Consider the following 13,248-nt stretch of genomic DNA (forward strand, 5'->3'; position numbering starts at 1 on the left):
ATCATTCCCCCTACATATTTTGTCGTACTTTATCTCTATACCAAATACGATTTAATTGTTTTGTGTTGTCATTATGATTCACTGTAATTCTAGTTGGTCCTGCACTCATGCCTATTTCCCTCATACTTTGTTCAACTATATTAGAAAATTGTTTTTTATCCATGTTACTTCCTGTTGCTTGAATACTGATGGAAGCATTTTGATTTACATAACTTTCATTTGGCATTTCTATCGATGGTACATGGTCTTGCTTTCTTGATTCATAATCTCCACGACTCGAATCATTGTAATGCATTACAGGTTTTTTATCACTAATAATATTGTACGATGTTATTCCACCTAGGGCAAGTGCATCACCCATTCTCATTGTTTTTTCCTGATTCATATTTCTTACTGTATCTAATAAATCATTAGCTTTCTCAGAGGCTTGTAATACAATACCTGTCCCTTTATCAATAACTTTATTTCTTATTTTATTAATAAGGTTTCTCGTATTTCCCCCTTTTTGTTGCATTAATGTTTGGGCCAATTCTGAAACACTTTTTATTCCTGCTAGACTTCCTTTTGATACCTCTATATTTTGATGCTTATCAAACATCCTGTGCCTAAAATTAGAAAACTCTCCTGAGGTTTTATTAAACCGTGTAACTTTCCCATTAAGATATTCGCGCTCATTTAATTTTTCTAAATTAAACTCATGGTTATAGGCTGCATTAATCATCTCAAGTCCCGTTGACCTTGCCCCACGTTTCGCATCAATTAATTCTCGCTTTAGACCATGTCCAAATTCTTTCATTGTTTCATTTATTTGCTGAATATTACTAAATTCCCGATTTATAAATGCGTTTAAGTTAATTGCTGAGTCTCTTGTCATCTGACCCGCCTTTGAGACTATCTTTCTAGAGATATCTACAAAAGTTTTTCCAGTATGTTTCATATTATCTTCAACCACATTCTGTAAACTTGACCTACTATATTCACTTTCACCTAACGAACCACTAATGTAAGAATAATAGCTCTTGGAGTCGGTATCTGAAAGAATAGGTGACAAGAAAGTTCTATAAACTTCACTTGTGTTCACATCATCATTTATAATTATCTTTGTAAATGGCATTCCGTTATGTAAGGTATGATGATAATGTACATTTGTATTATACCTGTGCTTACTACCCTCTAATTTGGACCCCCATCCCATATTTTCAGACATATTTCTTGAAATGACAGTATCTTTCTTTTCTTTATATATATCTTGCAATTTCAACAGAGTATTAAAATCCATCAAATTAGATAAACTCGATTTAAATATGTTCATATTAACTTTATAAACATCATCAGATAACATATATTTTGAATGCATTAACCCTTTAATGCCATGATGATCTCGTCTACTTACAAAACCTTGTAATTGTAATTGACCATAAAGTTGATTTTCTTCCTCTATAGGTGTTGGTGTTGATATAATATCGTCTATTTTTGGATATATACTTAAAACATGCTTTGGAAACTTTCTCAATTGAATATCTCCATCAGGAACATCTAAATTGGTCAATGGGGTAAATAACTGATTAATCTCTTTAACGTTATTTTTCTCATTACGATTAAATATAGCTTTATCTTTCTGTTCTATACCATCATTTCTTCTAACCATGGAAAACTCTGACCCACATCTATGCTGATTCTCCAATTCATGGTATTCATATCTCTCAGTTAAACTCTCTACCTTATCTTGACTTAACATTGTACCTGAGTATACATGCTTATCTTTATATTGCTCTAGTAGGGAACTGAACCCAGTAACTAATATTTTCTTATAGAATAGGTGGTCTAAAGTAGGCATTATATTTCGGAACTCATGAAAATTCCTTTTTAATATTTCTGAATGATTATGTTCAAATGTCTTTCCTTTTAAAAATCCTATGCCTTCACCTTTCAAATTAAAGCCATCATATAAATCATGTATTGGCTGGTTATTTCCCTCAAATCCAAATAATACTTTATCTAATGCATCTAGATTGACGATTTCCGTAACACCTTTAGAACTTGTTGCTGTTTTAATACGCTTCTTATTGAAACCCTTATTAATCCCTTTCTCATTTGAAAAATTGTTATTTACTATTTCTTTCTCCTCATATAAACGTGGAGACTTTAAATAGTAAATGGAGCTATCTTGGTTGATATACTCAAATTCTTTTGATAGATTATTACCTTCTTTACTTTCAAACATTTCATGTTTTTTAACCGTCTTAATATCATTAAGCATACTACTGACGCCAAGTTTCATCCTTCTTGAAATACTTGATATATTTTCTGTCTCATTTTCAAATATTTGCTTAGCTCTTTTATTGGCTTCTTCATAGTTGCCATTATTAGCCGCATTCATAACATGAGCCGTTTCCCCTGTATATTCCTGCACTGCTTTTTTAGCCCTATTTAAATTTAGTCCTGTATCACTATGCATGTTTAAATTAAAACCATCTATTTGATGAACCTTATTATTGATTAACGGCATTATAAATTCTACTGCATTATTTGATTGTACTCCATAATGCAATTGTTTTTGTACATTTTTATTATTTGGATTATCATAAACAAATAATTTCATAGCTTTATTTGGATTCATAGTAAAAGTAATGTTTTTTGTAAAATCATGCTTTTTCTCACCAGAAACGGCCTTATCTAAATATTGAGAATTATTAAGGCCCAGCCGAGAAAATCTTTCTCTATCAAATATGTCTAAGTGTTTCGTTAAATGTTTACTTAACTCTATTGTCTTTTCCGACATAGAGTTCTCATGAAATGATAAAAAAATTTTTTCAGTAGCTTGGATTGCTTGCTTAATGATTTCTTTATTTTCTAACAGACTACGTTTCTTTGTATTTTCATTTATAGAAGGAATTATTCCTTCTTTTGTGTTTTTATCATAATTAAGTTTACTTATATCTATTGCAATTTCACTTGTTGTCCTCGGGGATTCAGAATCCATAATTAGTTTTGTATAATTATTACTTTGTTTTTTATCTATCCTACCTTGAGATTCTAAGTTTTTCGCTAAATTCATTAGCCGCTCTTTGATTAACGATTGTCTATCCTTCCCATCTCTTACGCCTCTTTGAACATAATCATAGATGCTATTACGTGCAGAGTCTTCAGTCTCAAATTTAATAAAATGATGTTCATTTACTCCAACGTCAGCTGCCTTAGGTACTCCTGCTCTATCAGAAAGTAAATGCCAATATTTCTTTAAAGCAATATTTCTTTTTTGATTTATAGATTCTAGTGCTTTTTTTCTATCTGCCAAATTCAATTTTTTTGCTGTTCGTTGAGTATCTAAATGAAATGTCTCTTCAATTTTTTGTACTGTTTCAAGTAAATATGGTTTTTCATCTATCAATCTCTTATACATTTTAAAGAACGCATTCTTTTCAGATTCATTAAAGGTATATTGCTTTTTATGATCATCCCATAAACTATAAAAGTCCATTTTTTTGATAATATTAGTAGCCGTACTTATTCTGGCTACTTCCTTTTTAGCACGCTTTCTGCTATATCCATTTCTAATTAGTTCTTTAATTTTTTCGGCACGACTTTTCCCGGCACCTTCTAAATACTCTTGCATAACCTTGATATTTTCAAGCATTCGCTTTAAACCTAAAAAACCCTTTGTTCTCTTTTCTACTATTTCACCATTACTAATTTTTAAACTTTCTTCCGTTCCATCTAAACTAAAAAAGCTATTATAATTTTTATAGGCATGATTAGACATACTTTGATGTTTAATTTCAATTTTTTTTTGCGGATTAATATTCTCCCCATCATAAAATCGATTAAAAATAAAATCTTTTAGTTCCGAAAAAGCATTTTTTCCTTTTCTAACTACATAAGACACTTCATTCTTTTTCGGGTTAAAGAAACGAAAAGCTAATTTTTTCTCGTCTCCATCACTCATATCGTGAACACCAGCAAACTGATACAAAGTCTTTGCATTAATTATCGTTTCAGTGACACTGGTAGATTTATTAATAATGTGACCTTCGTCGTCAAATCCTACTTTAAACGAGTCATTATCGTCTTGGTAAACTTGTACATCCCCTAAAGCAAATAAAATTTGACCATTATTTAATTTTTTATCTTCCCATTTCATCTTTGTTTTATGAACCTTAAAACGTTGTGCTCTTGGAGAATAAGTTGATTCTAATTTATTTAAAATATGTTTTCTTGATTTCGCAATTAACTTTGCAGTATAGTCTGTAGCATTCTGTATAGTATCTTGTATATCACTCCCTAACACATGTTGATAAGCTACTAAGTTATCTTTATCATATGGATTTAATGGGGAATTATATTTCGGATTCATTTTTTTCTTTAAATCATTAGAATCCGTATAAGCTGTACGAATTACATTCAAATAATCTAAATACTTAACACCTTTTGGAATCTTTAAATTTAAATTTTGAGCGAATGCATCCATAACTTGCATATCAAATTTATTTCCATTGTAACTTACAAAATATTTTTCTTTATTAGCATTCATTATTTTTATAACGGCTTGCATTGCTTCTTTAGGTGAGTGACCTAATTTAGTCAAATTGTTTAGTCCACTCTCCATATATGGGATATATCGATTCATATGCTTAACAATTTTTGCATTATCAATTTGGTCATTAAAATCGAATACAGACTTGATAATAGAATGATGCTTAATTACTCCCCCTGTATATGAAAATGGAGTATCCTCCCCTGTTTTATAAGACGAGTAGCGCATTAAATTCACTAATGAGCGTTTTTCCCATTCATTGTAAGAGTTATATATATTTTTATCATGCTTAATTCCAATTATCTTATTTTGCAAATACTCTATTACATCCTTATTCTGATGAATAACCCCATTAAATCCTGTTCCTTTTAATAGTTTTCCACTTTTATCATATTCATTTAAGGAAATTTCAGATAAACCATAAGGTTTTATACGTTCTTGACTATCACCATGTATTTCAAAATTAAATACATAATAATTAGCTGTTCCTACAAAGTTTTGAAATTGTTCCAATCTCTTTTGTTCTACATATGTAGGTTTAAAAGGATTAACTTGCATTACCTTTTTTCCTGTGTGAAATAGGGATTCTTTCTTGCAAATTAACTCTTCTATTTCTTCTCTCCTTGAAGCCTTATCAAGATTTAATTTGGTAATATAGTTTAGTATTTTATTTTCATATTCTTTATCAATACTATGAGTCGAGTATAATGCATTACTAGTATCGTCAGCTTTAAAATCATTCTGTTTTGCAAGAACAACACTTACCCTTAGATCTATGGGTAAGCTCGCTTTAAATTGATTAATATCCATGGAACCCACATCCTTTTATACATAACGATTTGCATATTTCTTCAAGTGATTTTCTATTTCTTCTCTTCGATCTTCATGATAAGAGAAGTTTACATATGTTTCAGTGCCATGTGAGGGTGTAACTTTAACTTGTATATTTCTTAATCCTGTCTCTTGTAAATTATTTATAAGATTTTTTTTTAGAATATTAAATCCCTCAAAACTAGAATTTTCCTCTTTAGAAATAATATTTAAGTCCTCTTTATCTTCATGTAAACCTGGGGCCCAACGAAATAATTCGTTATTACTTTCTCTAAACTTAAAATTGCCTTTAGCCCCTTCTACTTTATTTACTTTTACATTATTTAAATCATACCCTGGACGTTGACCTTCCCAAGCCCATTCAGGAATACCATATTTTTTCATGTAATATTCTAATGATTTTAGCTCTTTTATCCTATCACCAAAAATCCCCTTATGAACTCTCTCTTTATTTTTAGAAAATACTTTTAAGGTTTCTATTTGTTCTGGTCTTTCTTGTTTCGCTAATTGATGATGTTCATCCATTACTTGAATACTATCTTCGTTCCCCTGTATTCCTCGCATCCTGTTGATAGCTATTTCATCTTTTTTTCTTACAATTAATGGACTTTGATTATTTGAATTTTTTCCTACAGGATAATGGATTATTTTCCCTTTTGTATTAAGAAACTGAATGTTTTTACCAAATACATCTGTTCCATCTCTTACAGTGAACGCATTTGCTGTCCCTATAATTCTCATTCCAAAATTTCTAATAAATTTTGTCTCTTGTCTTTCCTCAGGACTTCTATAGAATCGCTCTGTCTCTCTTTGTTTGTTCCTATAGTCTTCAAAACGTAATTCTTGCATGAGTATCAAGCTCTCCTCTTTCAAGAATCTCAAACATTAATCAAACTCTCCTTTTAATTCATCTTGATGCTTAAACCACCCTAACTCAGGATGTAATTCTTCAAAATCAGTTGTTGGCGTTGTTACCTTTGTTCCTGATTGGGCTAGCATAGCCAATACCCCTTCCTCACTACTCATATCATCTTCAAATAATATCTTTTCATCATTTTGATTGTTTTTTTGTTGAAAAATGACTTGCTCTTGTTTATGGATTTCTTGTTGTAACATTTCCTCATCAATTGGTTGATTATGTCGCTGCATCTCTCTTGCTATTGTTTCATTTACAGACTCTAGTATAACTCCTTTTAGATTTTGTAATATCCACTCCGCCCTAGATAAATAATACATTGTTTTCCTCACTGGCCATGCTGCAATTGTTTCTATTGGATATTCTGGAAAGGCCTCATGAATCATACAATCTACTTGATAATCATAATTTAGCATCTCTTCTCTATATTCATCTAATAATTCTTTTGCTTGATTTAAGTGTAATCCTGATACCTCTAATATTATGTCTGATAATATCTCAGCAATCCCAGCAACTCCAGTAGAATAATCATACTCATACGGATATATAACTACTTGTGAGCAAATGATTTCTTGGAATTCTCCTAAATCCAAATCCATTAGAATAATCTCTTTATACTCTTCTCTTCCTAGCGCCCGAAAGATATACGTCTGTTCCAAAATATCTAACTGATAGATATCACCAAATTGTTGTTTCCATTCAATAAGATCATTTACTTTTAATTCTTCATCCATGTTAAGTTTTCACCCTCTTATAACAAAGATAGCAGAACATATCGTCCTGCTATAACTTAAAGCTTTATTGGTTCACTTTGTGCAACAAAACCAGATTTATCCATGATCATTTCAGACAATATACTTGGAATACCAGCTTTGCTCTTTAACATCTTTTCAATTGTAAAATTTCTTGGGAATAGTACACACTTTTCTGTCAACATCTCTTCACGATCTAAAGCTGTTAATGCTTGATCTCTAATTATTTCTCGATATTCAGGTCGTTTTAATGTTCTCCATATAAATGTTTCTCCCTCAAAGGGCGTAAAGTAAATACCACCATATCGTTCTTTCCATTCTTCTACTTCACAACGTGTAGGACCGTTTTTTATTACGGGGGCATTCCATTCATTTTCAGAATACTCTATCCCATCTACACCAGTAAAAACTAACTTTTCTCCTACATAATCTTTATTTATTGAACTTTCATCATCTACTACGTTCGTCGCACCTACCATATCTAATTGGTTATTATTATCTTTTTTAAGTTTATTCTCTTTTTTAGTAATTTTCATCTTTACCCCTCCTGAATTGTAATGCATTACACAACAATTATAATATCTTTATTCAAGTAAAAAAAGCTGTTTTTATTCAATTTGTCCAAATTGTATTGAGCGATAAATCGTTTCTACGGATTGCTCCTTATGTTCATTATTATTTCCTTGTGAAAAACTTGCTAAAGATCTTCCATTTAAATCTCTAGCAATAAATGAATATTGTTCTTGTATAGGGGATCCTTGATCAGCTGTTGAAATGGATTTTGATACCCCTGCGAGTTGAACTCCATTAATCACATCTATTGTTAAATTAGGCTTACTAAATCTATTAGACTCATACAATTGATTACTTATGTATCCGCTTGATTCTGATATCGCTCCATATTGAACTCTTATATCGAACCCGAATTGTGAATTATAAAAATAAGGAGCATCATCATAACTCATATAATGACCATTATCCTTCTGAGCACCCCATATAGCATTTTCATATTCATCAGCAATTTGATCAAAAGAACTTTTACCTAATCGTTTTAAAATCTGATCTAACTTTAGATTTTGATAATACTGTGGTTTTATTTTCCCTTCTTTTTCCCCAATAGAAACGGCATGGAAAATAGCATTTGCATTCTGCACAACTTGTTGCAAGTAGCCAACAGATGTAAAGTTTATTGAAAAAGCTCCCTGTATTAATCTCTTTCCGCGTGCTACTGCATCCATTGTATAAGAATTATATCCATATATAGGTAAAACTTCTTCAGATAATTGAAAGGAAATACTTGTAATTTCATCGACCCATATATCCCCAAAGTATAATTTCACATCTGCATTTGAGAAGTATTCAGAGTTAAATATTTGATACTCTACTCTTGTATCATTACGGGCATACATATCTTGTCGGGGTGTTAATGTACTTTGTAGTGATTGTCTTTTCCCAAAATATCCTTTATTTGTTACCATTTTTAACAACTCCTATAAAGATTGCAATTTCACTGAACCAGACAGATTTGTACGCTGTATTGGATCAATATCTAAAGCATAAAATTCATACACATTTTGTGTAAAAATATCATCAACACTTAAAACCATGCCTTCAGTATAAGTACTTACACCATATATACTTAAGGAAGATTGAGCACTAAATTCGTTCGCCATTGATGTTGTAATATCAAATAACGGCATTTCATCCATCAACATTCTATAGCCAGCCTCTTTTATCTCCCTCATGCATCTATATACAATACTTTCATCAAATACAGTAAAGCCTAGTACTCCAGTTACAGTCCGCATTCCTCTGGTAAAACCTTTCATACTTACACGCCCTAATGCCCTAACAGGATATTTTTCTCTATACACCGAGTAAGATAAGCTGGATAATTCACCAAAAATAACAGGTCCTTTTCCTGGAACATTAATACTACACACCATATCAGAGCCAGTGTAAGAATTAAAATTCTTATGATATGCATCTGGCCCTTTTTTATAAGGTACAGTTAATGTTTCTTTCTTTTTCCTTTGAGAATTTTCGTCTAGCTCTTTTATTCTCACTTGATATCTTCTTATATCTTGAATAGTGGATTCAATAAGCCGTATTACAACATCTTGCTCATTTCCTTTTAATATTTTCATGGCAAGTGAGATAAAGTTCCTCAAAACCATTAGTGCACTCTCTGAATCTAACCTTTGATTAATTTCTGAAACTGCTATCCTAACAAATAAAATAGGATCTTTAAATTGAGTACCTGTATTACCCATCCACTGAATTAAATCGTATGCCCCATTAGGAGAAGTTGACATGACTTTAGGGTTTCTAATATACGGAATTAAATTTTTAATTAGTAAATTAATAGATTCCATGTATGCCTCCTTTTATTCTAAAATAGGACAGCAATTATGCTGTCCTATTGTGTATTAAAATCCAGTTGCTAGAATATCACCAGAAGCAACGTTACCAGAAGCGCCACCTTCTTGACGTAGATTATCTTTTGCTTGTACACCTTTAATTTTACGAGCAACAAATGTATAAGCCTTAGAGGTAATTACATCGTCAACAGAAAAACCAGATGTTTCGTTTAATAACTGAATGCCGTAAATCTCCATACCAGCACGTTGCCCGTATTCATTGGCCATTGAAATAGTCACATTGAACGGCATTAATTGATCGGCATATTCAGGAACAAAGAAATCGGTTAAATTATCGGTATTAAATCCACCATTTTGTGCGCCGTCTGTACGAGCATATCCTAGACGAGTCATTTGTTCATCCCAAGTATTAATACCATATGTATTAGCACCATTTGGAGAAACTGATTTCAAACCACTTAATATCTCATCTTCAATCCCCATTCGTCCAGAGCGAGCGCCTTGTCCATTTCCGTTTGCAATGTATTGTTGGAAACGCATTGGAGTCGGTGCACCTTTATATTCTTTTTTCATTTCCTCAAGTAATGCATCTCGATCAAATTGAACAAATACTAAGGATCCTTGAATGCCACGTTTACCACGAGAGAAAGAACGAGCATCTGGGCTGCCCATTGTATAGACTGGAGCAACTTCACGTGAAACAGAATAAGAAATTGCTTGTAGTTCTCCAATTATACGGCCGTTAAATGTCGCCGCAATATCAGCACCTGAGAACGTAGAAAAGGTGCGAGTATATTCTTCTGTATTAAAAGCCATGAGTATTTCACCCCTTGTGAAATTTATTTAGTATATGTGCAAAGAGTTACTCACTCTTTGCACATTATTTATTATAAGCTTGCACGTAGTGCTACACTTGTATAGATTTTACGAGTTTCATATGCCGGTACTAATTCAAGTTGAATATATGCGTTACCTAACACACGATCTTTAGCTGAAGTAAAGATAGAAAATTTAAAGTTAGTTAAAACACCAAAATCTTTTAATTTATCTAAACCAGCCTGAATTTCTGTTGCCAAACTATTACGCTGAGCTACACCATTTGGTAAACCAATAAATTTATCCGCTAATTTGCGAATTACTTGCACTGTAGCGTGTGTAATACGTACTGTAGATAAGCGTTGATAATCACTCATTGGTCCCGCTGCTGTTACACCATCTTTTACAACGACAGAACGGTTGCCATTTATGCTCACTTTATTCTCAAATGTAACGTAATGTCCACCAGCCAATTGATTATGCTGTGCTTCAGATAAATTGTAACGTAAACCAGAAACTGCAATTGGTTTATTTGTTGTAGACACCTCAGGACGCAATTGAGAAATTAGAGCGGCGTAAATACCTGCGCCACTCGCAATATATGTGCCAAGCTTTTCATGCGCTAATCCTGTTTCAGGACCGAATACAACGTTAGCATAACGTCCTATATCAATTGGTTCACCTTCGTCATTGAAAATACGCTCATTTGTTGCAAGATTATACATATAATGAGCATTTAAATAATTAGGATTAATACCACGAGAATACCAGTATTGAGCTGATTCTTCGTCAACCCCAATTCCCTTAGTTAATAAGTCAATGTATTGCTGGACCTCACGCAATCCCATTTCAGGGGCCGGCGCTACACCAATTACACCAATTGTTTCGTATGTTTTTGCACTAACCATTGCACAATGTTGTGCTAATTGAGTAGCAAAGTTTCGATTATTATCTATATAAGTTGAACCATCATCAGCAATAGCACCAATTGTAGTGTTAGCAAATGCATCACATAGCCAAATAAGATCAACCGAATAGTTTTCTAATTTACTATATATTCCTTGTTCTACTAGATCATATTCATCTAAAGTAGCTGGAACCAACTCATATTTTCCGCCTAGAGAATCATATAATTCTTTCATAGCCATTAAATTAGTAGTATCATAAAAACCATCTCCACCTAACCACTGGAAACGTCCTGCATCATTTTCGGCTTTATTATCATCTACATATAACGAATATTTCCCTTCATCTTCGTTATATTTTTCACCTAAGTTAATTGGACGATAATCATAACGTCCATCAATTGGACTTACATTGTAATCCGTAACCATTAAACCCGTTATCGCTACATCACCAGTGTTCACAGGAACTTCCAATCGAACAATGTTATTTTGTGGCAAGCTATTAATATAATTCGCAAACTCACGAATTGTGCGAATACCACGCATTTCTTTTGTTCTAAAGCGGATTTCAGTATCATTTGATGTTAATTTTTTATCTGAAGGTTTGATAAAGCGCACTACACGATTGTCCATATCAAGTGTACCATTTTCATTTACTTCATATTCAACAGTGTATTTAACACCATAAAGGCTTTCAAAATCACGAATATCCTGAATACCACCGTACACTTTACCACCGTGTTTACCTAAAATACTAATTTTTGCACCTTGGGTAGCACCTTCACCTGTTTTATAATGTGCAAACAATTTAGCACCCACAGGAGCAACACCAGCTTTAATCATTACTTTTATTCTTTCTTTTCCATCTGGATAAATAACAGTAAAATGATCATTTGGCTTTAATGTGATACGTTTTCCGTTTAACTCGTAATATACTTCAAGAGAATCACTTACTGGTGTATGTTTTAATACTGACTCTTTTTCAGCGCCTGGTACTACATACTCATCAGATTTTTGTATCTCTAAGTCGTTGTAATAGAAGTAATCTGCCACTACTAATAAAGCCGCCGTTAGTGCTGGGTATATACCCTTAGCTACTTCTTGTTGATATGCTTCAGTAAAACGAATACCGCCTTGTTTATATTCTTCTGCTGTAATGATATCAGTAAGCTCGTTTTTCACCGCTGAATCGCCTTTACCAATACGCCATAAGCGTTCTCCAGATGTATTAACCATTGGAATAGCATTGACTCTACCTTCAGCATCTTTTGTATAAACATTTACTTGATGAATAGGCTCATCTGACCAATTTCCTACTTCTGAAGAAAAGTAATTTGTCATTGTAGGATTTTGAGTTAATAATCCTAAAGTTGATGAATTAGTTTTACCATCCATGTTTCGTGTTACTTCTGAATAATTACGTTTTTTAGCTTTGTAAATAACCTTAATAGTATTTTTAGGACGAAACTTATCTTTTGTAAAATAAATTGTTTCGGATCCAGGTGTAATATCTACATTTTGATAGCCAGTGGAATCTGGGAATGTTTTAACTGGATCCACTGCTGTATCAGTTCCTTCAAACTCTTCAATTTTTTCAATTTTTACTAATCGTTGATCTTTTTCAATGTTTAATCGTTTCGTAAAAGCAACATTACCTGGAATTAAATTATTACCCAACATATCAGCTAACGGCTCTGTAACTTCACTATTTTCATCCTTAGCAAGGATCTCCGACATTGCTGTTTTACCAGAGATACGAAGTAAACGGATATCTTCGTTACCAGCACGTATTGCTTCCCACATTGCACGTATTAGTGTGCCCTGATGAGGAACACGAACTGTTTTTTCTACACCATTTTCAACTATAGTCTTTTTCTCTAGTAAACCACCAAACATTTTTTCAGCAGCTTTAGGGCCACCAATTTGATTAACTGATACTGGCTCTCCAACCGGACCGTCAATAGCAGTACCCATAATTAAAATAGCCTGTGTTCTTGAGTCTTCTACCTGTTTACCAGTATAAAGATTGCCATCTTCATAAGATACTTTTACACCCGGTAAGTTTTCATACTGTTCAAAGTTTGACATTAGGGTTCCTCCTTTTAAATTAATC

Annotated in this window: 8 protein-coding genes; all 8 read right to left on the minus strand. The window is 32.6% G+C overall.

Annotation, left to right across the window (positions count from 1 at the left end; translation table 11 throughout):
• Positions 1-10 precede the first annotated feature (10 nt).
• A complete protein-coding gene (locus MR160_RS03940) occupies positions 11-5,344 on the minus strand; it encodes a hypothetical protein (RefSeq protein ID WP_242297074.1) in 5,334 nt (1,777 codons plus the stop codon).
• A gap of 15 nt (positions 5,345-5,359) precedes the next feature.
• Positions 5,360-6,214: a hypothetical protein gene (locus MR160_RS03945; protein ID WP_242297075.1), complete on the minus strand. Its 855-nt coding sequence runs from the start codon at positions 6,212-6,214 to the stop codon at positions 5,360-5,362.
• Positions 6,215-6,250: 36 nt separating this feature from the next.
• Positions 6,251-7,015 (minus strand): hypothetical protein, encoded by a 765-nt coding sequence (locus MR160_RS03950; protein WP_242297076.1) that lies wholly within the window; start codon positions 7,013-7,015, stop codon positions 6,251-6,253.
• Positions 7,016-7,071: 56 nt separating this feature from the next.
• Entirely contained in the window at positions 7,072-7,569 is a 498-nt protein-coding gene (locus MR160_RS03955) for a hypothetical protein (RefSeq protein WP_058839268.1), read from the minus strand.
• Positions 7,570-7,641: 72 nt separating this feature from the next.
• Positions 7,642-8,511: a hypothetical protein gene (locus MR160_RS03960; RefSeq protein ID WP_000258403.1), complete on the minus strand. Its 870-nt coding sequence runs from the start codon at positions 8,509-8,511 to the stop codon at positions 7,642-7,644.
• Positions 8,512-8,523: 12 nt separating this feature from the next.
• Positions 8,524-9,408, minus strand: coding sequence for a hypothetical protein (locus MR160_RS03965; protein ID WP_000443935.1), 885 nt, complete (start codon positions 9,406-9,408; stop codon positions 8,524-8,526).
• Between the two features lie 54 nt (positions 9,409-9,462).
• Complete coding sequence (locus MR160_RS03970; protein WP_000885294.1) at positions 9,463-10,230, minus strand: hypothetical protein; 768 nt, start codon at positions 10,228-10,230, stop codon at positions 9,463-9,465.
• A 71-nt stretch (positions 10,231-10,301) separates the two neighbouring features.
• Positions 10,302-13,223 (minus strand): hypothetical protein, encoded by a 2,922-nt coding sequence (locus tag MR160_RS03975; RefSeq protein WP_000064433.1) that lies wholly within the window; start codon positions 13,221-13,223, stop codon positions 10,302-10,304.
• Between the last annotated feature and the right edge of the window lie 25 nt (positions 13,224-13,248).

It is taken from the genome of Bacillus cereus group sp. BfR-BA-01382 (assembly GCF_022663475.1).
GTDB classification, from domain to species: domain Bacteria; phylum Bacillota; class Bacilli; order Bacillales; family Bacillaceae_G; genus Bacillus_A; species Bacillus_A thuringiensis_S.

Bases quoted from the DNA above. Each gene is read 5' to 3' on its own strand.
- MR160_RS03940 (WP_242297074.1), bottom strand. From the start codon at position 5,344: ATGGATATTAATCAATTTAAAGCGAGCTTACCCATAGATCTAAGGGTA.
- MR160_RS03945 (WP_242297075.1), bottom strand. From the start codon at position 6,214: ATGCAAGAATTACGTTTTGAAGACTATAGGAACAAACAAAGAGAGACA.
- MR160_RS03950 (WP_242297076.1), bottom strand. From the start codon at position 7,015: ATGGATGAAGAATTAAAAGTAAATGATCTTATTGAATGGAAACAACAA.
- MR160_RS03955 (WP_058839268.1), bottom strand. From the start codon at position 7,569: ATGAAAATTACTAAAAAAGAGAATAAACTTAAAAAAGATAATAATAAC.
- MR160_RS03960 (WP_000258403.1), bottom strand. From the start codon at position 8,511: ATGGTAACAAATAAAGGATATTTTGGGAAAAGACAATCACTACAAAGT.
- MR160_RS03965 (WP_000443935.1), bottom strand. From the start codon at position 9,408: ATGGAATCTATTAATTTACTAATTAAAAATTTAATTCCGTATATTAGA.
- MR160_RS03970 (WP_000885294.1), bottom strand. From the start codon at position 10,230: ATGGCTTTTAATACAGAAGAATATACTCGCACCTTTTCTACGTTCTCA.
- MR160_RS03975 (WP_000064433.1), bottom strand. From the start codon at position 13,223: ATGTCAAACTTTGAACAGTATGAAAACTTACCGGGTGTAAAAGTATCT.